Origin of the sequence: Streptomyces sp. NPDC048002 (assembly GCF_040653275.1) — a bacterium.
Taxonomy (GTDB): domain Bacteria; phylum Actinomycetota; class Actinomycetes; order Streptomycetales; family Streptomycetaceae; genus Streptomyces.
The window spans coordinates 162,242-185,989 of the sequence record NZ_JBEZNL010000011.1; the positions used below are offsets into that span (position 1 = coordinate 162,242).

A 23,748-nucleotide genomic window follows, 5' to 3' on the forward strand; every position below is an offset into this window, starting at 1 on the left:
CACCCGCGGGCCGAAAGATGGATGAATCATCAGCTGGCACCCGCCGTGACCAGGGCCGTACCGTCGCCACACCCCTGAGGGACGGCCCGTCCGCGCCACGCACACCCCCGCGCCGGCGCGCGGCCGTCCCCCTCCCCCTCGCCGCGTCACCCCGCGCTCCACCGCCGCGCCGCCCCGCTGGAGCCCCCGTTGTCCCCGACACCCCCGTCGCCGCAGTCCGCTCCCCCGTCCCTGACGGAGGTCGAGACCCACGGCGTGGACCGCATCCCCGACGCCGACCGCACCGCCGGCCCGCTGGACCTGTTCCGGCTCGCGTTCGGCGGCGCCAACACCTTCTCCACCTGTGTCCTCGGTGCCTTCCCGATCCTGTTCGGGCTCTCCTTCTGGCAGGGTCTGGCCGCCACCCTCCTCGGCGTCGTCGCGGGCGCCCTGATCCTGTGTCCGATGGCCGTGTTCGGCCCGGTGAACGGCACCAACAACGCCGTGTCCTCCTCCGCGCACCTCGGTGTGCACGGCCGGGTGGTCGGCTCGTTCCTCTCCCTGCTGACCGCGGTCGCCTTCTTCTCGATCTCCGTGTGGAGCTCGGGCGACGCCCTGGTCGGCGGCGCGCACCGGCTGTTCGGCCTCTCCCGCGGCGACCTGTCGTACGTCGTGGCCTACGCGCTCTTCGCCGGCCTGGTCCTCGCGGTGTGCGTATACGGCTTCCGGTTCATGCTCTTCGTCAACAAGGTGGCGGTCGTCTCGGCGAGCGTGCTGTTCGTGCTCGGCGCGGTGGCCTTCGCCGGCGACTTCGACCCGGGCTACGCGGGCGTGTTCACCGACTCCGCCGACGCGGCGACCCAGTCGCTGTTCTGGCCGTCCTTCATCGGCGCGGCCCTGATCGTGCTCTCCAACCCGGTCTCGTTCGGGGCGTTCCTCGGCGACTGGTCGCGCTACATCCCCGCGAGCACCCCGCGCCGCCAGGTGATCGGCGCCGCGTTCCTGTCGCAGATCGCCACCCTGCTGCCGTTCGTCTTCGGCCTGGCGACCGCGAGCATCATCGCCGACAAGGCGCCCGAGTACGTCGATCCGGCCGCCCCGGACTTCGTCGGCGGGCTGCTCGCCGTCTCCCCGGGCTGGTTCTTCCTGCCGGTGTGCCTGATCGCGCTGATCGGCGGCATGTCGACCGGTACGACGGCCCTGTACGGCACCGGTCTCGACTTCTCCTCGGTCTTCCCGCGGCTGTCCCGGGTGCGGGCGACCGTGCTGGTGGGCGCTCTGGCCATCGCGTTCATCTTCGTCGGACGGTTCGCGCTGGACCTGGTCCAGTCGATCTCCACCTTCGCCACGATGATCATCACCTGTACGACCCCGTGGATGGTCGTGATGATGCTCGGCTTCTGGACCCGGCGCGGCTGGTACGACCCGGAGGCCCTCCAGGTCTTCAACCGCCGTCAGCGCGGCGGCCGTTACTGGTTCTCGCACGGCTGGAACTGGCGGGGCATGACGGCCTGGTGGGTGTCCGCGCTGCTCGGCGTGCTGTTCACCAACATCCCCGGCCAGTTCGTCGGTCCGTTCGGCGATCTCGCGAACGGCGTGGACATCAGCCTGCCGCTGTCCATGGCCGTGGCCGCCGTGCTGTTCCTGTCGCTGCTGCGGCTGTTCCCCGAACCGCGTGCGGTGTACGGCCCCGAGGGCGCGCGGCTGGCCCGCACGGTCGACGTGCCCGTCCCGCCGATCACCGGCCCCGGAACCCAGGAGGCGGCCAGGGCCCCGGAGCCGTCCGCCACGGCACCCAACTGACCGTCCAGGGGTGGGCGCGGGCCCGCCCGCCCCCACCCCTGGACTCCTGCCTACCGGTCGGTATGGTCTCCCGTACTGCGCGTTCTCAGCGACGAGGGGCGGGACCGACTCGATGGCCAAGCACTGGGCGGACTTCCAGTACGAGATCTATCTCAACGGGATGACGGGTGCCGTACCCCGGCTCCCCACCGATCTGACCCGGCTGGAGGAGCTGACCGAGCGCCGCCTCGGCCCCGGCCCGGTCGGCTACGTGGCCGGCAGCGCCGGCGCCGGCAGCACCGCCCGCGCCAACCGGGCCGCCCTGGACCGGCACCGGATCGTTCCGCGCATGCTGCGGGACGTGCACGAGCGGGATATGTCGGTGGAGGTGCTCGGCCGCGCCCTGCCCGCGCCGCTGGCGCTCGCCCCGGTCGGCGTCCTGTCGATCATGCATCCGGACGCCGAGCCCGCCGCCGCCCGCGCCGCCGCCGCGCAGGGCGTGCCCTTCGTCCTGTCCTCGGCCTCCAGCACCCCCCTGGAGGAGGTCGCCGAGGCCATGGGGGACGCCGAGCGCTGGTTCCAGCTGTACTGGCCGAAGGACCCGGAGGTGGCCCGGAGTTTCCTGAACCGGGCGAAGGCGGCCGGGTACACCGCGCTGGTGGTCACCCTGGACACACCGTTGCTGGCCTGGCGCCCGCGCGACCTGGACCAGGCGTACCTGCCGTTCCTGCACGGGGTGGGCACCGCCAACTACTTCACCGACCCGGCGTTCCTGGCCGGCCTCGCCAAGCCGGTGCACGAGGACCCCAACGCCGCGGTGATGCACTTCGTCGGCATGTTCGCCGACCCCGGCAAGACCTGGCCGGACCTGGCGTTCCTGCGGGAGAACTGGGACGGCCCGATCGTCCTCAAGGGCGTCCTGCACCCGGACGACGCGCGGGCGGCGGCCGATGCCGGGATGGACGGGATCGTGGTCTCCAACCACGGCGGCCGCCAGGTGGCGGGGTCCGTCGGGGCGGCCGACGCGCTGCCCCGGGTGGTGGACGCGGTGGGCGACCGGCTCACCGTCCTCTTCGACAGCGGGATCCGTACCGGCGACGACATCGCCAAGGCCCTCGCCCTCGGCGCCCGCGCGGTGCTCGTGGGACGGCCCTACGTCTACGGGCTCGGGCTGGACGGACAGGCGGGCGTCGAGCACGTCATCCGCTGTCTGCTCGCCGAACTCGACCTCACCCTCGCCCTGTCGGGGCACGCCGGACCCGGCTCGCTCAGCGCCGCCGACCTCGTCGAGGGGCCCGCGTGAGCGGCCCCTGCGACGTCCTCGCCGTCATCGCCCCGCACGTGGGCGGCCGTACCGTGGGAGCGGGCCTCGCCACGCTCTTCCCCGAGGGGACGCGGGTCACCGTCGTGGAGGCGGCGGACGAGGACCCTCAGGCGCTGCGCTCGGCCCGCGCGATCATCACCGGGCTCGCCCCCGTGACGGCCCGGCACCTCGCGGCCGCCGAGGCGCTGGAACTGGTGCAGTGCGCCAGTCACGGGTTCGACTACGTCGATCTTCCCGCCGCGCGCGAGCGGGGCGTCGAGGTGTGCACCATCGGCTCCAGCGGCGCCGAGGCGCAGAACGTCGCCGAGCAGACCTTCGCCCTGATGCTGGCCCTGGCCAAACGGCTGGTCCCCGCCCACCTCGCGCTCGTCGAGGCGGACTGGGCGCTGCCCCGGCTCCAGCGCTCGCTGACCGAGCTGTCCGGCAAGACCCTGGGCATCGTGGGTCTGGGCGGGATCGGCCGGGAGGTGGCCCGGCGCGCCGTGGCGTTCGACATGGAGGTCGTCTACGCGGGGCGCAACCGGGTCGACGAGGCGACGGAGGCCCGGCTGGGCGGCGCCCGCCACCTCCCGCTCGACGACCTGCTGCGCGTTGCCGACTACGTCTCCCTGCACGCGCCGCTCACCGAGGACACCCGGCATCTGCTGGACGCCGGACGGCTGGCGCTGCTGAAGCCGACGGCGTTCGTGGTGAACACCGCGCGAGGCGCCCTGATCGACCAGGACGCCCTCGCGGACGCGCTGGAGAAGGGCGCCCTGGCCGGGGCGGGCATCGACGTCTTCGACCCCGAACCGCCCACCCCGGCCCTGCGGTTGCTGCGCGCCCCGAACGTGGTGCTGTCCCCGCACGCCGGCGGGGTCACCCGCGAGACCCTGGTCCGTATCGCGCTGGCCGCGGTGGCGAACGTCGCCGGATTCCTGTCCGGGCGGGAGCCGCTCGACAAGGTCGGCCGGGGCGGCCGGTAGCGAAGACGGTCCCGGCCCGCGCCGTGGTCAGCCGGCCCGGGGCGGCGCGGCCACCGACAGCGAACGGGGCTCCTCCGACTCCCCGTCGGCGGCCAGCCAGCGCTGGGCGTCGGAGCCGTCCCGGACCTTGACCACGATGTCGGCGCCCACCGCGCCGGTGGTGGAGGCGAGGGCGAGCTGATCGCCCCAGCGGGGCAGCAGTTCGCCCTGCACGGTGAGGTCGTAGCGGACGTCGTCCGCGCGGCCGCCGTCCTCGTCGTCGGCGCACCGGCCGAGGACGACGACACCGGCGTCGACGTGGGAGTCCAGGCACAGTTCGGGGGCGGCGGCGCTGCGCAGCAGCCCGTCCTCCTCGAACGACCAGCGCTGGGTGTCCGCCGCCGAGCAGTCGGCCAGCTCGGCGCCTGCTCCGGACGCGGGGCGGCCCCGGACGTCCAGGCAGAGGCCGGAGTCGGCGACCCGCAGCCGGGTGGTGCGGGGCGGTACGGGGAGCTGTGCCGTGCCCGGGGGCGCGGACGACACCGTGGGCGGGGCCTCGTCGCCCGTCTCCCGGCTGGTGGCCGAGGCCGCCGGGGCCGTGCCGTCGTCGTCGGACCAGCCGCCGGCGACGACGACCGAGGCGAGCAGCCCGGCGGAGGCGATACCGACACCGGTGAGCAGGGCCCGCGAGGGGCGGGGCCCGTCCATCACCCGGCGTACCTGCGCGGGGACCTTGAGCAGGGGGCGTCGGCGGCGCCCGTGCCGGGCCGCGCCCCGGCCCCGGGTGCCCTGCTGGGCGCGGTTCGGGCGGGAGTCCAGATAGCGTCGGGCGCCCCAGCCGAGCACCGCCTCGGCGAGCAGGTTGTCCAGGGCACCTTCGAAATGGCTCAGCTGTTCGGCGGCGAAACGGCAGTACCGGCACTCCGAGAGATGGTCCCGGACCTCCGGCAGCAGGGCGCCGCCGCGGCGAATGGGGACGTCGAGGAGGCGGTTGTAGAAGCGGCAATCCTTGGTCGGCGCGAGTTCCCGGTGGGCGATCACGCAGCCCTCGCGGAATTTTTCACGCGCCTGTTCGAGCGCGATGGTCGCGGTGTCGGTATCGATGCCGAGCAGACCAGCCGGTACGGATATCGGTTCCGCCTCCACCTCGGTGTGCCAGAGCAGACACCGGGCCAGTCCGGGAAGGGCGTTGAATGAACGTCCGGCCAACTTGCGATTTTCCGCCGTCATGGACTTCGCGGCGCGCATACCGCGGCCGCCGGCCGGTTTCTTCAGCTCCGGCAGAACCGCCGATATCCGTTCCTCGGCCGCCCATACCCGGACGGTGTCCCGTACCGCGATCAGCAGCCGGGGGCGCAGCGCGATGGCCGGTTCGCCGAGTGCGAGGCGGTCGAGGACGTGGTGGACGGCGGCGGTGGTGACCATCGCGGCGAGGTCCGCCCGGGAGGCGAGACAGATCGTCGCGTAGGTGTGGGCGGATTTCCAGTGACGTGCCATCAGCAGCGCCACGACGGGTGCGGTCTCGCCGTCCGGTCTGCCTCTCAGACGTGCGGCGAGTCCTTCGTCCGATTCCTCGGGGACACCGGCGGGCGGGGGGTACGGGGGGCGAGGGGGGTGGGGGGTGGGCACAGAGCGGATTCCTTCCCACGCGCGGAGAAGTGCGCGGGGAGCGTGAATTCACCGACGACCGTCCGGCCCGATCCCCCATCGGCGCGAATGCGACCCGGCTATGACCCCCGCACGGACGGTGATAACCCTTGCACAGACCACTCACGCCCAACAAGGCACTCGGGCAACATCCGCACCTTTGAAAGAAAGTCAGATTCCCCCTCAACTTCCTTCACCTGCACGGGTTTTCGCCAATCCCTGCGCCCCGTGTGAATCCCACACCCGTGCCCGGGGGCCACGCACGCTCCCGGTGCCGGGGAGGGCGTAGTGGACTGGGCACCGGCCCCTCGGGAGGCCCAGCGCAGGGCAGGGGAGGCTTCTCTGCGCTCAGGGCCGCCGACCCTTCTCCATCCGCCCTCGGTCGGCGGCCCCGAGGGCGGCGGGGCCGCCGCGGTTCAGATCTGCCAGGAGCGCAGCCGGTCGGCGGCACCGAACACGTCGGTCTTGCCGTCGATGAGGTCCCGGGCCAGGTCCACGAGGGCCCCGTAGGGCGGGTCGATACCGGCGCCGCTGACGAACATGTAGGCAACGGCGGTGGCGCAGGCGAACCGGGCGTTGGCCGCGGGCAGCGGCTTGAGCAGGGCGAGGGTGTGCAGCAGCGCGGCCGCCCGCCAGGCCGGGTCGGAGTTGACGCCGAGGCGCGGCGGATCGACCCGGTGCCGGGCCACGGCGGCGACCAGGGCCGAGAAGTCGTTGACGGTGGGCTGGTCCGGGAGGACCTCCTCGTGCCGCTGGAGCAGCCAGGGCACGTCTATGTGGACGACGGGTGCCATCGGTCAGGCGGCCCGCCCCTCGCCCTTGGCGGGTGGTTCGTCGTCCGGGAAGGCGGCCGCGAACTCGTCGGCGTGCGAGGCGAAGAAACGGCGGAAGGCCTCCGCGCCTTCCTGGAGCGCCCGGTGCCGGGCGATGTCGGCGGCCGCCGCCTCCCGGACGAGCGCCTTCATCGACGTACCGCGTTCCTTGGCGATCTGCCGCAGGTCCTCAAGCTCGCGGTCGCTGAACTCCACGTTGAGAGCTGGCATGAGCTCAAGGTACCGCTCGGGTACTCACGCGTAAATACACCCAGGTCACATGGGGTGTCCAACGGTACCCGGGGGGCGGTACCGGGGTTTTCCCCGCGTACCGGACGAGCGTGACGCTGAGACGTGCGTCACAGTATGCCGCTCCGGTGTCACAGAACGGGCGCCTCGGGCCCTCCCATGACCGAGCGCACCGCTGCGGAGGCCACCGTATGTCCGAGACATCCCTGACCGACCGGACCGACCAGACCGACCACACCGACGACCCCGACCACCCGGCCGAGGCGACTGGAGCCGCTGAGGCGACCGATCAGTTCCTTCGCCATCGCGAGCTGCTGTTCGGCGTCGTCTACAACGTGCTGGGCAGTGTCGCCGACACCGAGGACGTGCTCCAGGAGACCTGGCTGTCCTGGACGGCCCGGGGCGGCGGCGACCCGCTGGACGGGATCGTCAACCCCCGGGCGTACCTGGTCCGGGTCGCCGTCAACCACGCGCTGGGCCGGCGTGCGGCGATCAGCCGGCGCCGGGAGTCCTATGTCGGACCGTGGCTGCCGGAACCGCTGGTGGAGCGGGACGAGAACGCGTCCGCGGCCGCGGACGACCCGGCGCTGCGCGCGGAGTCGGTGTCGCTGGCCCTGCTGGTGGTCCTGGAGTCGCTGACGCCGCTGGAGCGCGCGGTGTTCGTGCTGCACGAGGTGTTCGGCTATCCGCACACCGAGATCGCCGGCATCCTCGACCGCACCCCGGCCGCCGTGCGGCAGCTGGCCCGGCGCGCCCGCGCCCATGTCCACGCGCGACGGCCCCTGTACCGGACCCATCCCCGGGTGCGGCGGGAGGCGACCGAGCGGTTCGTGCGGGCCGCGCTCGGCGGGGACATCGGGGAGCTGCTGGAGATCCTCGCGCCGGACGTCACGGTCTGGTCGGACGGCGGCGGCCACCGCAAGGGGTCGGGCCCGCGTCCGGTGCGGGGGCGGGAGAAGGTGGTCCGGCTGCTCACCGGGCATGTGTCCCGGCAGGGCGAGGGGAACCTGGAGCTGCACTACCGGCGGGTCAACGGCGACGAGGCGGCGGTGCTGTTCCAGGGCGAGGAACCGTACGCGGTGATGGTCATGGACCTCACGCCGGACGGGGAGCGGATCTCGGACGTCTACATCGTCACCAATCCCGAGAAGCTGACCCACGTGGAGCGGGCCGAGAGCGAGGAGGGATGAAGGGCGCCCGGCTTCTTCTTCCTGGTGCTCGGCACGCTGACGGTCCTCGCCGCGATCGCGACGGTCAACCCGGCCTGGGCGCCGCCTGGACCGCCCTCTGTCTGATCCTCCGGGCCGGCGGCGGCAACGACATCGTGGCGACCCAACTGCGCCTGTCCATCAACACGGTGACCTGGTGCATCAGGATCGGCGTCCTGGTCGTCCCGGTGGGGGTCTACGTCCTGACCCGCCGTATCTGCCTGGGCCTGCAACTGCGCGACCGCGAACTCGTCGCGCACGGACGGGAGACGGGCCTGATCAAGCGCCTCCCGCACGGCGGGTACGTAGCCGTCCACGAGCCCTGGACCGGGCCCGCCTGCACACCCTGACCGCGCACGAAAGCCCGCGGGAGTACGTCGAACACGATCCACCGGCCGAACTGCCGCGCCCGCGCCGCCGATAGCCGCCGCCCCGCCCTCGCGCGCCCTGTCCGCCGATTCCCTTCCCCCGGCGACCGTGACCCCTAATCTTGTGTCACTGGCGGTACCGGCGGGTCGTCGGACAGAGCGAGGGTGCGCGTCCCGGACGGGACGTCGGAGGGGGGCCTCCTTTGCGCGAGGAGATCGAGGACCGGGTACGGCGCGCCGCCGTCGACGTCCTGGTGGACTGCGACGGTCTGCGTTCGTCCGAGGACCGGGAACAGTTCCTGGATCTGGTGCTCGAACGGCTCGGACGCAACGGACGGCTCACCCGGCACTCGGTCCCGCGCGGACAGTTCGTCGCCCTGCTGAGGTTCTGCATGCGAGGCGCCCCGGACGGCCGCGCCCCCGACGGGCTGTCCTGTCTGGCGGCCGTGCTGGATCTGCTGGATCCCGGTTCGGCGGAGTCGCTGACGATGTTCCGGCTCGGCGACGAGTGGAAGGCCGCGTGCACCCTCCCGGCCGAACTCCTCACGCGCTGGCCCCTGTTGGAGTCCAGCCTGCTGCCGCTGCCGCTCCACCCGGAGGAGCGCGGCCGTCTGGTGACGCGGGCGACCTCCGCCCGATTACGGACCCCGCCCCCGCACTCCACCACCCCCTGGTCGGACTTCCTGTACCTGGTCGGGCAGAACACGGCACCCGAGCAGATCCCGCCCTGGATGGCGTACCTGGAGGAGGTGGCGGGCCGGCTCGACGACGCGCACCGCCGGGAGGTCCGCGCGATCAACCGGCAGCAGGCCGTGCGCTGGGACTTCGGGGACGCGCTGGACCGCAGACGCTACCCCCGTCAGACGGACCGTCACCTCACCACCCACGACGAGCACCTGGCGATCAGGATCATGCCGGCGCCCTTGGACGAGGGCCACTACACCGTGTCGTACTGGTTCCACTCCGACGCCCGGGGGCCCGACTTCGAGGGGCGCCGGGACAGCGCGGTGATCCCCTTCGCGGACCTCCAGCGCACGGTGAGCGAGGTGATCTCCGAGGTGGAGCGGGCCGAGGGCGACCGGCCCGGACAGCTGCGGCTGGAGTTCGTGCTCCCGCTGGAACTGATCAACCTGCCGGTGGAGTCCTGGCCGCTGGACACCTCCGAGGACCCCCCGCTGCCGCTCGGCATGACCTATCCGGCCGTGGTCATCCGCAGCCTGGAGCGGCTGCTGGACCAGCGCTGGCACGGCAGATGGCGGCTGCGCTGGCAACGGCTGCGGCAGGAGCCCACGAGCGGATCCGTCTATTGGAGCATCCCGGCGGGCCCCCAGCACCAGCACGTGGTCCCCGGACTGCTGGACGAGGAGTATGTCGCCGCGGTGCTCAGCGAACCCCCGGAGGACGGCCGCGCCCAGGGCTGTCTGGAGTTCAAGACCGCGCTGCGCACGGGCTATCCGGTGGTCGTCTGGCACCGTACCGGCGAGTCGACCACCGAGTTCCGCCAGGTCCTCGGCGAACTCTTCGCCGACGGCTTCGCCGACCTGCTGCCCCGCATCACCCGCTTCCGGCGGCAGGCCGCGGCGCTCGGCTCGGCCGCGCCGGAGCACCAGATCGGCCGGCACCTCGCGGTGCTGTGGGACGACCCCGACCGCAAACCGCTGTGACCACGCCGCACAGGGAGGAGACGTCCATGGACACTTGGTGGCTCTACCGGGGCACCGGGGTACCGCTCGACCCGGTCGAACGCGACCGCCGGTGGTCCGCCCCGCCGCCCTGGCGCGCCGGACGCGGAGGCCCGGACGAACCGCCCGTGCCGGCGCACGACGAGAAGGCGGTGTCCGTCCTCGGGGACCCGGGCACCCCGCGGGTCCCCGACCCCGAGGAGGCGGCGCGGGTCAACACCGCGCTCCGGCTGCGCCGTCCGCTGCTGGTCGGCGGCGCGCCGGGCACCGGGAAGTCGGCGCTCGCCCACCGGGTCGCCCGCGAACTCGGCCTGGGACCGGTGCTGCGCTGGCCGGTGACCGGCGCCACCGCGCTCGCCGAGGGGCTGTACCGCGCGGCGGGCGACGGCACGGTCCGGCTGGGACCGCTGGGCACCGCGCTGCTGCCCCGCCGATTACCCCGGGTCGTGCTCCTCGACGACCTCGACCGGGGCGGCTTCGACCTGCCCGACGAACTGCTGGCCGTGCTGCACGACGGGGAGTTCACGATCCCCGAGCTGCTCGGCCCCGACCGTTCCCTCGTGCACACCTGGGACCCGGGGACGACGGCGACGGTCCGGGACGGCCTCGTACGGTGCCACGAACCGCCGTTCGTCGTGGTCACGACCGGCGGTGAGCGCGACCTGGCGCCTTCCTTCGTACGGCAGTGCGTCCGGCTGGAGCTGCCCGCGCTCACCCGGGAGCGGCTCGCCGAGCTGGGCCGGGCCCGGTTCCCCGACGTGCCCGGGGAGGTCCTGGAGGCGTTCCTGGACCGGGCCGGGCAACACCCCGGAGCGGCCCATCGACTCCTGGACGCGCTGCACCTGGCGCACACGGGTGCCCTGGCCGCGATCGGGGAAAGTGAGGAGGAGAGCGCGGCCCTCGACGCCGTCTGGCGGGCGGCCGCACCGGAGGGGCCATGACGTCCGTCAACGATCGGGGCGCCCCGTCCGCGCGCTGGACGGACATCGCCGACCCGCAGGGCATCCTGCGCGCGCTGCGCGGGCTGCGTGCCGTGCCCGGACGGGCCCGCTGGGACGCGGTCGTGGCGGTGGACCCCGATCCCGTGATGGCGGTGTGGCAGGACACGGCCGCGGAGTTCACCGAACTGCTGCGCCGCTCGGGTGTGTTCGGCCGGGTCGACCGGTGCGCCCTGCGCCCCCTGCCACCCGGCGGCACGCGCGCGAACCGGCTCACGCTGGTGGTCACCGACGGCAACGCGCCCGGCTGGCGCACCGGAGAGCTGGGGCACGCGCTGCACCGGTGGGCGGCTGCGGGACCGCTCGCCGTCGTCCATCTGCTGCCCCATCCCGCCTGGCCCGAGTCCGGTGTCCCCACCTGGCCGCTGTCGCTCCGCTCGGCGGGGCCGGGCGCGCCGAACCGCCGGCACAGCGTCGGCCCGCGGCGGCTCGCTCTGGGCGGGCCCGACGAGAACGGGGCCCATCTGCCGGTGCCGGTGCTGGAGTTGGCGCCGCGCAGTCTGAGTTCGTGGGTGCGTCTGGTCTCCGGGGAGCGGGGGCCCTCGGTCCGGCTGCCGGTGACCTTCGCCGCCGCCCGGCGGGAGGCAGCGCCGGACGTGCGCGCCGACGCCGGGGCCCCGGCGCGGGTCGCGGCCTTCCGCCGGGCCGTCTCACCCGAGGTGCGTGCGCTGGCCCCCCTGCTCGCGGCGGCACCGCTCGCCGTCCCGCTGATCCGGCGGCTCCTCACCCGGCTGCGCCCCGCGGCCAGGATCGCCGACTTCACCCTGATGCTCACCCACGGGCTGGTCCACGCCCGTACCGGCCCCGATCCGGCGGCGGCCCCGCGGGTCGCCTACGACTTCGCACCGGACGTCCGCGGCGAACTGCTGGCCGCCGGGCGGTCGGAGGAACTCCGGCAGGTCGTCGCCCTGGTCGGCGAGGAGCTGGGCCCGGCGGCCCGGTCCCTGTGGCAGGTCCCCGACCTGCTGGCCGGGCGGCGGACTCCGCTCCCCGTCGCCGACGGCCCCGGGGCCCGCGCCTGGGCGGAGCCGCAGATCGCGGTGCTGCACGCCCTGTCGGGGCCGCACACCTCCACGGCGCGGGAACTGGAACGACTGATCGGCTCCGGCCCCGCACCGCGCAGTACCGCTCCGTACGTCCTCACACCGCCCCCTTCGCACCTGCGGAAGCAGGAGGATCTGGTGAACCAGCCGAGCAACCCCGCGCAGCCCCGCAAGGACGTCCCGCCGGGCACGCCCCCGGGCACCAACGGCCACCCCGGTACCCCGGCCGTCTGGGGAAACGTCCCTCCGCGCAACCCCAACTTCACCGGCCGGGACGACCTGCTGGACGCGCTGCGCCGCAGGCTGCGCAAGGAGAGGGCGACCGCGGTGCTGCCCAACGCGCTGCACGGAATGGGCGGGGTCGGCAAGACCCTGCTCGCCGTGGAGTACCTCTACCGCCATCTCGGCGACTACGACCTCGTCTGGTGGATCTCCGCCGAACGCACCGCGCAGATCGCCCTGTCCCTGGCGGAGCTGGCGCCGAAGCTCGGACTGGAGGCGGGCAGCGACGCCACCTGGTCGGTGACGGCGGTGCTGGAGGCACTGCGCCGGGGCAAGCCCTACGACAACTGGCTGCTGGTCTTCGACAACGCCGACAGTCCCGAGGCCGTGCGCCCCTACTTCCCGTCCGGCGGTCCGGGCAACATCCTCGTCACCTCGCGCAACCCGCAGTGGGCGAGCGTGGCCAAGGCGCTGGAGGTGAACGTCTTCCGGCGCCCGGAGAGTGTGGCCCTGCTGCGGCGCCGCGGGCCCGACCTCACCGACGAGGAGGCCGACCGGCTCGCGGAGGCCCTCGGCGATCTGCCGCTGGCCGTCGAACAGGCCGCCGCCTGGCGGGCCGAGACAGGGATGCCGGCCGACGAATACCTGCGGCTGCTGGACGAGAAGCTGGTCGACCTGCTGGGCCTGTCCGCCCCGCTCGACTACCAGCTCCCGGTGATAGCGGCCTGGAACGTCTCGCTGGACCAGCTGGAGGCGAAGAACCCGGCGGCGATGCAGCTGCTCCAGCTGTGCGCCTTCTGCGCGCCCGAGTCGATCGCCCGCAACCTGTTCGCCGGCCGCCGCGAGGCGACCATCACTCCCGAACTGGACACCGTGCTGAGGGACCCGATCCGGCTGAGCCAGGCCATCCGGGAGATCGGGCGCTACTCCCTGGCCCGCTTCGACTTCCGTACCAACGCCCTTCAGATGCACCGGCTCGTCCAGGAGGCGCTGAAATCCCGTATGACGGAGGCCGAACGGCGGCGGATGCGCACCGGTACCCATCTGCTGCTCGCGGCCAACGACCCCGCCGACCCGCACAACGCCGGCCACTGGCCGCGGTACGGCGAGCTGTATCCGCACCTGGTCGTCTCCGAGGCGGTGGGCTCGTCCGACCAGTGGGTGCGCAAGCTGATCGTCAACGAGGTGCGCTACCTGTGCCGTTCGGGCAACTACGACGCGGCCCTCCAATTGGCCCGGTCCGCCTACGCGTGCTGGCGGCAGGACGGCGGGGAGGACGACTCGCAGACCATGGAGGTGTCCCGCTGGCTCGGGGTCGTGCTGTTCCTGATGGGCCGCTGGGCGGAGGCCGCCACCGTCAACGACCGGGTGCTGGAGACCTGCCGGCGCGCGCGGGGCGAGGACCACGAGGAAACCCTGGACGCGCTCGGCAACGTGGCCGTGGACCGGCGGAACAAGGGCGACTTCCAGTCCGCCCTGGAACTGTCGGAGTCCGTGCACGAACGGTACGTGCGGCTGCTGGGCGCCGAGGACCCGGAGACCCTGCGCGCCGCGCACAACCTGGGTGTCAGCCTGCGCCTGGTGGGCGACTTCGCCCGGGCCCGGGAGATCGACACGGAGACCTGGCACGTCAAGCAGCAGCACTTCGGCCAGGACCATGTCGTGTCCCTGGTGACCTGGCTCGGTCTGATCCTCGACATAAGGGAACTGGGCGACTACCACACCGCCCTCACCTACCAGCGGGAACTGACCGAACGGGCGATCGGGCTGCTGGGTCGCGACACCCCGTTCGCCCTCTCCAACCAGCGGCACCTGGCGGTCGCGCTGCGCAAGGCCGGCCACCACGAGGAGGCGCTCGCCGCGGCCGAGCGGGCCCAGTCCGACCTGGTCCGCCGGTACGGCGAGAGCAACCCCGGCTCCCTCGCGTCCACGCTGGAACTCACCATCGACCTCAGGCACGCGGGTGACCTGACATCGGCGCGGAGCATGGGCGCGCAGGTCCACCGGCAGTACGCCGACGTCTACGGCCCCACCCACCCGCACACCCTGTCCGCCGAGGTGGACCTCGGGGTCACGCTCCGGCTGCACGGCGACCCGGAGGCCGCGCGCGCCGTCGACGAACGGGCCCTGGAGGAACTCGACCGGGTCCTCGGGGAACGCCACCCCACCACCCTGGTCTGCGCGACCAACCTGGCCAGCGACCTCTACGCGCTGGGCGACTTCGCCGCGGCCCGGGAGCGGGACGAGCGGACCCTGGGCATCTCCAGGGAGGTGCTCGGCGAGGACCACCCCTCCACCCTGGCCTGCGCGGCCAACCTGCCGCTCGACCTGAGGGCCCTCGGCGCTGACGAGGAGGCGGAGCGGCTGCACAGCAGAACGGCGGAACGGCTCAACCGGGCCCTCGGCGCGGACCATCCGGCCGTGCGTCAGGCGGTGTCCTGGGACGACCGCGCGAACTGTGACGTGGATCCGCTGCCCCTGTGAGCGCGGCCCGTGTCCCGGGCGCCGCCCAGCCACCCGGCGAGTTCGGCGGGCGGCGGCGCCTGGCCCGCGCGCCGGGTGACGGCCCGGGACACGGCGCGCAGAACCTCCGGCCGCCCGGCCGCGGTGCCGTCGTGGTCGAGGAGCAGCCCGAGGGCGCCCCACGCGGCGGGCCGGTGCGTCTGCTCTGCGTAGAGCGCGGTGGCCTCGGTCAGGTCGCCCGCCACATAGGCCAGGTCGGCGGGGGTGACGTCCTTCGGGCGCGGACCGCCGCGCCGGGCGGCCTCGAAGGTGCGGGGGTCGGTGATCCTGAGCCGCACCAGATGGGCGAAGGCGTCCAGGCGGCAGCCTGCGGAGTCGGTGGCGACGCTGCCGCCGGGCAGCGCGGCCGGCGGAGGGCCGCCGTCCAGCCAGGACTCCGCGACGGCCCGCACGGTCGCCTCGTCGGGCCGGACGTGGTGGGCGCGCCAGGCGGCCCGCTGATGGGCCGCGGCTTGCTCGGCCAGCAGCAGCACCCTCTCGGGCACCGGTTCGGTGTCCCAGGAACGGATGCTCGCGAGGAGGCCGTGCACCAGGCGGCGGCCTGTTCCGGTCAGCGCGGGATGGGCCCGCAGCGCCTCCAGGGTGGCTCTGGACTCCCGCCGCCACAGGGCGAATTCGAAACGGGCGCGCTCGGCGGCGCTCCCCTCGGCCCGGGTGGCGCGGTCCCGCCAGAAGCGGGCGACACCGGAGAAGGCGAAGGCTCCGTGCAGGACGCCGCTGAGCGGGCGTGGGTCGTCCCGCCACGGCGCGTGGAAGAGGTCGGCGCACTCCTCGGCCAGGGTGGTCAGGTGCATCAGGCCGTTGAGCAGGGTGTGGCGGAACTCGTGCACCAGGGTGACGGCCAGTTCGACCGCCGCCTCGTCCTCGTCGGCCCCGGGTTCGGGCGCGGAGACCATCACACAGCCGAAGGCCTCCGAGGCGGAGGCGCTGCGCGGCCGGAAGCGTTCCGCCGCGGGCAGCGGCACCAGGGAGAAGAGTCCGGCGGCGAGCGCCTCGGCGCTCTCGCGGTGGTCCTCGACGAGCAGCGCCCACGCCCGGTCGAGTGCGCGCCGCCAGGCCGACAGTTCCGCGTCGTCCAGTCGCCCGGGTACGGCGGTCCCGGCGATGACGGGGTAGCGGGCCAGGTCGTCGACGCCGAGGGTGAGGGCGAGCCCGAGGTGACGGACCGAGATCCGGCGCGTGCCCGACCAGTCGGGCGCGTCGACCGCGGGGTCCACCGGGAGGCACACGGCCGGTCCCCCCTCCGCGGCCCGGATTCGGACGGTCCCGTCGTGCGCGCTCACCTCGGCGGTGCTCCACGGACCGGCGCCGTCCAGTCGCGCGCGTCCCAGACCGGGCAGGAGGACGGCCCCGGCGCGGGCCGGCACGGTGATCCGGAAGTCGCCGCCGGCGAGGACGGCGCCGGCGGCCGCGAGCGCGTGCAGCTGCCCGACGTCGGCCCAGAGCGGGTCGGGGGATGCCTCCGAACCGCGCAGCCGACGCAGCGCGTGGGCGGCCCAGAGCCCGGTCTGCGGGTCCATCAGGAGCCGGTGCACCGCTTCCGGCTGCCGTCGCTGGGCCCGCGCCAGCAGGTCCCAGGCCTCGGCCGCGGGAGCGAGCGCCCCGACGGCCGCCGGACGCGCGGACACCTCGTCCACGAGCAGCCGCAACAGCAGCAGACGGCGGCTGTACTCCGCGTCGAGGAGGGCGCGCGTCGCCCCGAGGTGCTCGCCCGCCGAGCAGAGCATGGCGAAGGAGGCGTCGTCGAGACGGTGGGGCCGCAGGGGCTGCGCGGAGCTCTCGGATTCCCCGGCGGCTTCGCTTGACGTGCGCACGAAGGCTTCCCTATTCACGTTGTCCTGGGCGCCGGACCGGTCCGGCGTGATGTGCAGCGCACATTACCGGCCAAGGCGGAGCGGGAGTCGCTTCTCGGTCAACTCGGTTCGCTGCCGCCCCGGGTGCTGAACGGCCTGTCGACACTGCTGAGCAGCATGTCCATCGCCGGCCGGAGCGCGGCCCGCCCGACGCCGGGCAGCTCGTCCAGCGAGAGGTGGGACAGCCGGGGCAGCCAGGACTCGACGCTCGCGGCCTCGACCGCGTCACAGGACTCGTTCATGGGGCCCGATGTTAGACCGGGATCGGGCCTCACCCGGACACTTCGACGATGAGCCGGTGCGCCGCCTCCGCGTCCGGGCTGCTCCCCGCGCACAACAAGATCGCCTCCGCCAACTCCGCGAGCGCGCCGGGGCGTCGGGCGCAGGTGCGGAGGATGCTGATGGTGTCCAGGCGGGGGCGGGCGTGGCGGGGGATCGCGGCCCGTACGCCGACGCGGAGCAGGCCGAGGATCTCCTCGCGGCCCTGCGGTTCCACGAACTCCGCGACGGCGAGCAGGGCGTCCGTGAGGGCGCGCAGGCGGTCGGGGGTGAGGTCGGCGGAGTCGGCGCGGTCGGGTTCGGGGGCGCCGCGGGCGAGGAGCTGGCCCTCGTCGCCGTCCCAGGTGCGGGTCCACAGGTAGGTGGGGGTCTGGGCGGCGAGTCCCTCGGCGCGCAGCCGGGAGAAGCGGGTCCGCAGCCGGTCCATCAGCACGCCCGGGTCCGGGGGCCAGCCGGGGCCGGCCGCTTCCTCGTCCCCGAGCACGGCCAGCGCCTCCCGGCTGAACAGGCCCGTCGAGGCCCCGGCCAGGTTGGCGGCCGCCTCGCCGGGGCGGGCGGCGAACAGGACCGCCTGGTCGCGGGCGGTGCGCGGCATCGGGGTGCCGTAGTCCTCCCGGGGCAGGGGGCGCTTGGCGCGCCAGGGGTTGTGCGGGAGCTGGCAGGCGTCGACCAGCCAGATCTGGCGGGGATGGCGGGGTGCGGCCCGGTAGTGGGTCAGCAGGGTGTCGAAGTCCAGGTTGAGCGGGTCCTGGGAGGTGGCGTCGGCGTAGAAGAGCCGGCGACGGCCCTCGGTGTCGATCACGCCGTGGCCGCCCCACACCACCCACAGCAGCTCGCTGGAGTCCGCCGCGACGGTCCGCAGCAGCGTGCGGTGCACGGTGGCCCGGTCCGCGCCGAGGACGGTGTACGGCACCTCCCGGGCGGCGTCCGACCGGCCGGGAGGTGCGGACAGCAGCGCGGTGATCCGCTCGGGCGGCACGCCCCGGGCCAGGAACCAGTCCGCGAACCGCAGGGCGTCCGAGACCGGGCCGTCGAGCGCCCAGTGCGCCCCCGCCTCGTAGGCGTCGACGCCCACCACGACGACGGTGGTGAGACGGGGATCGGCTTGCGGGACGGGCGAGTTCATGTGCCCAGTGTGCCGCCCGAACGGGCTCGTGGGGTCACCCTTGGTCGGCCACGAAGGACGCCATTCTGGTGAGGGCGGAGTTCCAGTTGATGGTGTGTTCGTTGGTCGACCAGGACTGGATGTCGTCGATGTAGCAGAACTGGCCCACGCAGCCCTGGAGTTTGCTCTGCGCGAAGGGGTCCTGGATGCTGGAGTTGGGTCCGCCGGCGAGGGTTCCGGCCGGCGGGTTGGGCTGACCGGGGTCCAACTGGTGCGCGTACCAACGGGCGTGCTGGTTCTTGGCGTCGACCTCGCCGTAGCCCGTCACGTAGGAGATGTTCAGCGCGTTCCGGCCGAACAGGTAGTCCATGCTCTGGAGCGCCCCGTCGCGGTACTTCGAGGCGCCGGTGATGTCGTAGGCGGTGGCGACGACCACGGCGTTGTGCAGGATCTGGTGGTTGGAGCCCCAGTCGTAGAGGTTGCCCTCGGGTGCGTACGGCATGCCGTACGCCTGGGACTTGAGAGTCGTCAGATAGCGGTCGGCGCCCTTGGTCACGGACTGGCGGACCTTGTCCCGGCCGGGCAGCCGGCTGGGCACGGTGGCCAGGTCGAGGCGGGCGGCCGCCGCGGTGCGAGCCCAGTCGTAGCCGAGCGGGCCGAAGATGTCTGCGGTGTGGACGGGGGAGTTCAGGACGCGGTCGGCGAACTCCTTCTCGCCGGTGGTGAGATACAGCTCGGCCGCCGCCCAGTAGAACTCGTCCGTGACGTTGTCGTCGGCGTAGGTTCCGCCGCCGATGCCGTCGCTCGCGGAGGCGTAGCGGTCGGGGTGGGCGAGCGCGGCCGTCCACGCGGTGCGGGCCGCGGCGAGCGCCTTCGCGGCGAACTGCCGGTCGTAGGGCCGATACAGGCGGGCCGCCTGGGCCGCGGTCGCCGCGAGGTTGAGGGTCGCCGCGGTGGACGGCGGGTGCAGTTCGCGCTTCTGCGGGTCGTCGCTGGGCAGCAGGGGCAGCCCGGTCCACTGTTCGTCGTGGATCTTGTGGTGGGCCATGCCGGCCAGCGGCTGCCCGGCCGGTACCTGCATCTTCAGCAGGAACTCCAGCTCCCAGCGGACCTCGTCGAGGAGGTCGGGCACCTTGTTGCCGCTCTCGGGGATGTCGAGGGTGCCGTCGCCGAGTGCGCGGACGTCCCCGGTGCGGGCGTGCAGGGCGCGTTCGTAGGTGCTGAGCAGTTCCCAGACCGCGATACCGCCGTTGACGACGTACTTGCCGTGGTCGCCGGCGTCGTACCAGCCGCCGGTGACGTCGAGGGTGTAGTCGCAGACGCCGGGTTGGCAGGGCACCGCGCCGTCGCCCTGGTTGGGCGCGACGTCGACGTGGCCGGCCGGGCGGGCGTAGCCGGGGCGCAGGTCGTCGCGGATGGCGATGCCGCTGCGCTGGGTGTAGTAGTACTTCGCCGCGTCCTGCCGCAGCCGTTCGTAGGCGCTCGCGTCGATGTCGAAGGGGCGGCTGGTCTCGCCGTCGGCGACGAGGGTGAGGCCGGTGCCGCGGGACCGGTGGGCGCCGAAGTCGATGGAGTGGACGTTCTGTCCGGAGGAGGCGTCGGTGCCGCGCGGGGTGGTCCAGCCGCGGGCGGCCACCGTGCCGTCGGCGCGCCGCAGTTGCCAGGGCAGGCGGGCGGTCGCGTCGGTGACGAGGGTGGCGTTCTTGGGCCCCGCGGGCAGGTAGGCGACCTGGTTGACGCGGACCCGTGGCCCGGTGTCGGGCTCGTACGGCTCGGGCTCCACGCCGCCGACCAGCGAGACGTCGTCCATGCAGAACCGCCAGGCGTCCGCGCTGCCGCCGACCTGGAGGCCGACCTGGGCCTGGGTGGTGTCGACGGGCGAGGTGAAGGTGTACGAGTAACTGTTCCCGGAGACGCTGAGCTGCGGTGACACCTCGAACCAGGTGTCGTACGGGGCCACTTGGAGGCCGACGATCGCGCGGGCGACGTGCGCGTCGGGGGTGCCGGAGGCGGTGAAGGAGAAGCGGTACGACTCCCCCGCGACCAGGGTGATGTCGTTCTGGCCGACGGCGGCGTCCCAGCGGTTGGCGGTGCCGCCCGGCACCTCGGCGCAGAGCTGTCCGTCGGACAGGGCGGCGGTGACGTTGCTCGTCGTCCACCACGGTTCGGTGGTGGTGTCGAAGGTGCCGTTCCTGACCTGTTCGACCTCGTCTGCGCCCGCGACCGGGGCCGGCAGGGCCACCAGGGCCGCTCCGAGCAGGCCGGTCAGGGACAGCGTGGCGGTTCTGCGTCGTTTCACGTCTGGGCTCCTCGGGGGAGGTGCGGGGTGACGCTCGCGTGGGAGCGCTCCCAGATGCGGACGCAGGCCATGCTTGTGGCAGCTGTGACGCGTCGTCAACGGTCCGGACAGGACGGGTTCCCGCGGGATCACCCGACCGGCCCCGTCCCGCCCGGACCGGCGGGCCGTGGCACTTCGGCCGGTTTTCGACCTTGACTGTTCGAGGGCTCGCACAGGTGGTTCCCCATCCACCGGGGGCCGGGACGCACTAGGCTGGAACGCACGTGACCACCGGTCACTGTGAGTGTCCGCGTTGGAGTGGCGACGATGACCCCGCACGACCCGATCGACGACGCCGCGACGGCTCGGGCCGTCATCGACGAGCACGGCACCCTGCTGCAGTGGAACGCCGGCGCCCGGCTGCTGCTGGGCTGGCCGGCCGCCGACGTCGTGGGCCGCCCCGCCGCCGAGTTGCTGGCCGACGGCTCGATGCCGGTCCCGGACGGCCCGCGCTGGGACGGCACCGTCCCGCTGCGGCACCAGGACGGCCACCGGGTGCGGGTGTGGCTGCTGGCCCACCGCCGCCCGGGACGCGGGGACAGCCCCGCCCACTGGCTGGTGGTCACTCCGCTGGAGTCCGCCGGCCCGCCCTCCACCGAGGACCCGCTCGCCTCGGCCGGCCTCACCCAGTCCCCGTGCGCCGTCGCCGTCTACGACGAGCGGCTCAGGCTGCGCCGGATCAACAACGCCATGAGCGCGGTGATCGGGCTGCCCGAGGACCGCATCCGGGGACTGCGGGCCTCCGAGATCGGCGGCAAGGCGCAGAGCGAGGAGCTGGAGGAGAACATGGCCGGGGTGCTGGCCACCGGCCGGGCCCGGGACGTGCAGACCTACCTGCACGTCGGCGGCGAGGGCCACCCGCACGCCTGGCTGGCCCGGATGGCCCCGGTGACCGACGCGGACGGACGGGTGCGGGGCGTGTGCGTGGCCGCCCACGACTTCACCGAGAACTACCTCTCCCGGCAGCGGCTGCAACTGGTCAACGAGGCCAGCGTGCGCATCGGCACCACCCTCGACGTGACCCGGACGGCACAGGAACTCGCCGACGTGTGCGTCCCGGCCCTCGCCGACTTCGTCAGCGTCGACCTGCTCGATCCGGACGGGGACAGCTCGGGCGCGCCGACCCCGGTGACCGTGCCGGTCCGGCTGCGCCGTGCCGCGCAGCGGTCGCTGACCCCGGGCAGCCCGGAGGTGGTGGTCGAGCCGGGGCACACGGCGCTCTACCCCGGCCGGTCGCCGCAGGCCGCCTCACTGACGGCGGGCCGCGCCGTGGTCGCCTCGGTGCCCTCGGGCGACCTCGACGAGTGGCTCGACCGGGACCGGGTGCGCGACGAGTGGGTCAGGGAGTACGGCATCCACTCCACGATGTCCGTACCGATCAGGGCCCGGGGCCTGACGCTCGGCGTCGCGGTGCTCACCCGGTTCCGGCGGCCGGACCCGTTCACCCCCGACGACGTCCTGCTGGCCGAGGAGATCACCGCGCGCGCCGCGGTCTGCGTCGACAACGCCCGCCGCTACTCCCGTGAGCGGGAGACGGCGCTCGCCCTCCAGCGCAGCCTCCTGCCGCGCGAGCTGCCGCGCACGGCCGCGGTGGACGCCGCCTCGCGCTATCTCCCGGCGGCCCGGTCCGGCGTGGGCGGCGACTGGTTCGACGTGATCCCGCTGTCCGGCATGCGGGTCGCGCTCTGCGTGGGGGACGTCGTCGGCCACGGCATCCAGGCCTCGGCCACCATGGGCCGGCTGCGCACCGCGGTACGCACGCTCGCCGACATCGACCTGGCCCCGGACGAGCTGCTGACCCACCTCGACGACCTGGTCGTACGGCTCTCCGAGGAGGCCGGCGGGGACGGCAGCCCCGGCGAGGTCGGGGCCACCTGTCTGTACGCGGTGTACGACCCGGTGTCGCGGCGCTGCACGCTGGCCCGCGCCGGGCATCCGCCGCCCGTGCTGGTGCCGCCGGACGGTGCGCCCCGCCGGGTCGAGCTGCCGGCCGGGCCGCCGCTGGGTCTGGGCGGGCTGCCCTTCGAGTCGGCCGAGCTGGACCTGACCGAGGGCAGCGTGCTGGCGTTCTTCACCGACGGTCTGCTGGAGCACCGCGACCGTGACGCCGACGCCGGTCACTCGCTGCTCCTGGACGCCCTGGGAGACGCCTCCGGCCCCCTGGAGGAGACCTGCGACCGGGTCCTGCACGCACTGCTGCCGCCCGGCGGCGTCGCCGACGACGTGGCGCTGCTGCTGGCCCGTACCCGGGGTCTGGCCGCCGCCCAGGTCGCCACCTGGGACATCCCGGCCGATCCGGCGCTGGTCGCGCCCATCCGCAAGCAGGTCGTGGAACAGCTCGCGGCCTGGGACCTCAGCGACTCCTCGTTCACGGCGGAACTGGTGGTGAGCGAACTGGTCACCAACGCCATCCGGTACGGCTCGCAGCCCATCCGGCTGCGGCTGATCCATGACGCGGTCACCCTGATCTGCGAGGTGTCCGACTCCAGCCACACGGCTCCCCATCTGCGCCGGGCGAAGACCTGGGACGAGGGCGGCCGGGGCCTGCTGCTGGTCGCCCAGCTCACCCAGCGCTGGGGCAGCCGGCACACCCCGCAGGGCAAGACCATCTGGGCCGAGCTGGCACTCCTCGAGGAACTCTGAACGGACGTACGCCTCCCGGGTTTCCCCCCGCGAGTGACGGATACCCGACCGGGGAGCGCAGACGACCTTCCGGGAGCGTGGCGAACATGGCGCACAGGCCGAGGAGCCTGCCCCGAACCGCCCTGTCGGCGAGCGTGCTCGCCCTGCTCGGGGCGCTCACCGCCTGCGGCGGCCCCGCGTCCGACGGCCCCGCGTCCGGGGGCACCACCGCCACCACGCCGTCGCCGTCCGCCCCCGAGGCCACCGCCCCCGAGCCGTCGCCCTCGCCCTCGGCCGCCGGCGCCGGGAGCGGCCCGTCCCGCTGCCGGACCGCGGAACTGCGCGCCGAGGTCGGCGGGGTGGACCCCGGCGCGGGGCAGCGCAACTTCCCGATCGTCCTGACCAACGCCTCCGCGCGCACCTGCGCGGTGTACGGCCATCCGGGCGCCGCCTTCGTGGACTCGGACGGCGACCGGCTCGGCACCGACCCGGTCCGCTCCCCCGACACGCCGACCCGGGTGACGCTGGAGCCCGGCGACAGCGCCTGGGCGGGGCTGTCCTACTCCAGTCCGGAGGTCAGCGGGGCGCGCACCGCGCGTCCGGCGGCGCTGCTGGTGACCCCGCCGGACGAGCGGGAGCCGATCGAGGTGGCGTGGAAGGGTGGCGCGGTACCGGTCTCCGGCACCGCGTCCTCCGTGAGGCTGACGGTGTTCGCGCCCGGCTCCGGCCCCTGAGGCCCCCTGCCGGGCCCCTTGGGGTTCACCCCGTGG

Annotated in this window: 16 protein-coding genes and 1 pseudogene; 10 read left to right on the plus strand and 7 right to left on the minus strand. The window is 73.8% G+C overall.

Annotation, left to right across the window (positions count from 1 at the left end; all coding sequences use genetic code 11):
* The first annotated feature begins 189 nt into the window (after positions 1-189).
* From AB0E07_RS17090 to AB0E07_RS17100, 3 genes are all read left to right on the plus strand, one after another.
* Positions 190-1,782 carry a cytosine permease gene (locus tag AB0E07_RS17090; protein ID WP_362251803.1) on the plus strand — a complete coding sequence of 531 codons (1,593 nt, stop codon included), beginning with the start codon at positions 190-192 and terminating at the stop codon, positions 1,780-1,782.
* Between the two features lie 112 nt (positions 1,783-1,894).
* The gene (locus tag AB0E07_RS17095; protein ID WP_362251805.1) at positions 1,895-3,064 is read left to right on the plus strand and encodes a lactate 2-monooxygenase; all 1,170 of its coding nucleotides are present in this window, start codon (positions 1,895-1,897) and stop codon (positions 3,062-3,064) included.
* Positions 3,061-4,050 carry a 2-hydroxyacid dehydrogenase gene (locus AB0E07_RS17100; protein ID WP_362251808.1) on the plus strand — a complete coding sequence of 330 codons (990 nt, stop codon included), beginning with the start codon at positions 3,061-3,063 and terminating at the stop codon, positions 4,048-4,050. The genes AB0E07_RS17095 and AB0E07_RS17100 overlap by 4 nt, the downstream gene beginning before the upstream one ends.
* 27 nt (positions 4,051-4,077) lie before the next feature.
* Here AB0E07_RS17100 and AB0E07_RS17105 read toward each other — a convergent pair whose 3' ends face one another.
* The 3 genes from AB0E07_RS17105 to AB0E07_RS17115 form a co-directional block, all read right to left on the minus strand.
* Positions 4,078-5,658: an RICIN domain-containing protein gene (locus tag AB0E07_RS17105; RefSeq protein WP_362251811.1), complete on the minus strand. Its 1,581-nt coding sequence runs from the start codon at positions 5,656-5,658 to the stop codon at positions 4,078-4,080.
* A gap of 434 nt (positions 5,659-6,092) precedes the next feature.
* Positions 6,093-6,470 (minus strand): toxin Doc, encoded by a 378-nt coding sequence (locus AB0E07_RS17110; protein WP_362251813.1) that lies wholly within the window; start codon positions 6,468-6,470, stop codon positions 6,093-6,095.
* Between the two features lie 3 nt (positions 6,471-6,473).
* A complete protein-coding gene (locus AB0E07_RS17115) occupies positions 6,474-6,719 on the minus strand; it encodes a hypothetical protein (protein WP_004979459.1) in 246 nt (81 codons plus the stop codon).
* Positions 6,720-6,928: 209 nt separating this feature from the next.
* On the opposite strand from AB0E07_RS17115, the gene sigJ reads away from it, so the two are divergent.
* From sigJ to fxsT, 5 genes and pseudogenes are all read left to right on the plus strand, one after another.
* The gene (gene sigJ / locus AB0E07_RS17120; RefSeq protein WP_362251817.1) at positions 6,929-7,927 is read left to right on the plus strand and encodes an RNA polymerase sigma factor SigJ; all 999 of its coding nucleotides are present in this window, start codon (positions 6,929-6,931) and stop codon (positions 7,925-7,927) included.
* A 38-nt stretch (positions 7,928-7,965) separates the two neighbouring features.
* Positions 7,966-8,369, plus strand: a pseudogene (locus AB0E07_RS17125) (ubiquinol-cytochrome c reductase cytochrome b subunit); the annotation flags it as partial.
* Positions 8,370-8,516: 147 nt separating this feature from the next.
* Entirely contained in the window at positions 8,517-9,977 is a 1,461-nt protein-coding gene (locus AB0E07_RS17130) for a hypothetical protein (RefSeq protein ID WP_362251820.1), read from the plus strand.
* Between the two features lie 26 nt (positions 9,978-10,003).
* Complete coding sequence (locus AB0E07_RS17135; protein WP_362251823.1) at positions 10,004-10,936, plus strand: AAA family ATPase; 933 nt, start codon at positions 10,004-10,006, stop codon at positions 10,934-10,936.
* Complete coding sequence (gene fxsT / locus AB0E07_RS17140; protein WP_362251825.1) at positions 10,933-14,742, plus strand: FxSxx-COOH system tetratricopeptide repeat protein; 3,810 nt, start codon at positions 10,933-10,935, stop codon at positions 14,740-14,742. The genes AB0E07_RS17135 and fxsT overlap by 4 nt, the downstream gene beginning before the upstream one ends.
* On the opposite strand, the gene AB0E07_RS17145 is transcribed toward fxsT, so the two are convergent.
* The 4 genes from AB0E07_RS17145 to AB0E07_RS17160 form a co-directional block, all read right to left on the minus strand.
* Entirely contained in the window at positions 14,685-16,595 is a 1,911-nt protein-coding gene (locus tag AB0E07_RS17145; protein WP_362251828.1) for an HEXXH motif domain-containing protein, read from the minus strand. The genes fxsT and AB0E07_RS17145 overlap by 58 nt on opposite strands.
* A gap of 98 nt (positions 16,596-16,693) precedes the next feature.
* Entirely contained in the window at positions 16,694-16,876 is a 183-nt protein-coding gene (locus AB0E07_RS17150) for a hypothetical protein (protein ID WP_362251831.1), read from the minus strand.
* Between the two features lie 29 nt (positions 16,877-16,905).
* The gene (locus AB0E07_RS17155; RefSeq protein WP_362251834.1) at positions 16,906-18,039 is read right to left on the minus strand and encodes a hypothetical protein; all 1,134 of its coding nucleotides are present in this window, start codon (positions 18,037-18,039) and stop codon (positions 16,906-16,908) included.
* 34 nt (positions 18,040-18,073) lie between these two features.
* Positions 18,074-20,317: a glycoside hydrolase family 9 protein gene (locus tag AB0E07_RS17160; protein WP_362251837.1), complete on the minus strand. Its 2,244-nt coding sequence runs from the start codon at positions 20,315-20,317 to the stop codon at positions 18,074-18,076.
* A gap of 306 nt (positions 20,318-20,623) precedes the next feature.
* Here AB0E07_RS17160 and AB0E07_RS17165 point away from each other — a divergent pair, with 306 nt between their 5' ends.
* Together AB0E07_RS17165 and AB0E07_RS17170 are read left to right on the plus strand one after the other, a co-directional pair.
* Entirely contained in the window at positions 20,624-22,999 is a 2,376-nt protein-coding gene (locus AB0E07_RS17165; protein ID WP_362251840.1) for a SpoIIE family protein phosphatase, read from the plus strand.
* An 86-nt stretch (positions 23,000-23,085) separates the two neighbouring features.
* A complete protein-coding gene (locus tag AB0E07_RS17170; protein WP_362251843.1) occupies positions 23,086-23,712 on the plus strand; it encodes a DUF4232 domain-containing protein in 627 nt (208 codons plus the stop codon).
* Positions 23,713-23,748 lie beyond the last annotated feature (36 nt).

Excerpts from the sequence above, each read along its gene's own strand:
- AB0E07_RS17095 (WP_362251805.1), top strand. The coding sequence starts at position 1,895 with ATGGCCAAGCACTGGGCGGACTTCCAGTACGAGATCTATCTCAACGGG.
- AB0E07_RS17110 (WP_362251813.1), bottom strand. The coding sequence starts at position 6,470 with ATGGCACCCGTCGTCCACATAGACGTGCCCTGGCTGCTCCAGCGGCAC.
- AB0E07_RS17115 (WP_004979459.1), bottom strand. The coding sequence starts at position 6,719 with ATGCCAGCTCTCAACGTGGAGTTCAGCGACCGCGAGCTTGAGGACCTG.
- sigJ (WP_362251817.1), top strand. The coding sequence starts at position 6,929 with ATGTCCGAGACATCCCTGACCGACCGGACCGACCAGACCGACCACACC.
- AB0E07_RS17135 (WP_362251823.1), top strand. The coding sequence starts at position 10,004 with ATGGACACTTGGTGGCTCTACCGGGGCACCGGGGTACCGCTCGACCCG.
- fxsT (WP_362251825.1), top strand. The coding sequence starts at position 10,933 with ATGACGTCCGTCAACGATCGGGGCGCCCCGTCCGCGCGCTGGACGGAC.
- AB0E07_RS17150 (WP_362251831.1), bottom strand. The coding sequence starts at position 16,876 with ATGAACGAGTCCTGTGACGCGGTCGAGGCCGCGAGCGTCGAGTCCTGG.
- AB0E07_RS17155 (WP_362251834.1), bottom strand. The coding sequence starts at position 18,039 with ATGAACTCGCCCGTCCCGCAAGCCGATCCCCGTCTCACCACCGTCGTC.
- AB0E07_RS17165 (WP_362251840.1), top strand. The coding sequence starts at position 20,624 with ATGACCCCGCACGACCCGATCGACGACGCCGCGACGGCTCGGGCCGTC.
- AB0E07_RS17170 (WP_362251843.1), top strand. The coding sequence starts at position 23,086 with ATGGCGCACAGGCCGAGGAGCCTGCCCCGAACCGCCCTGTCGGCGAGC.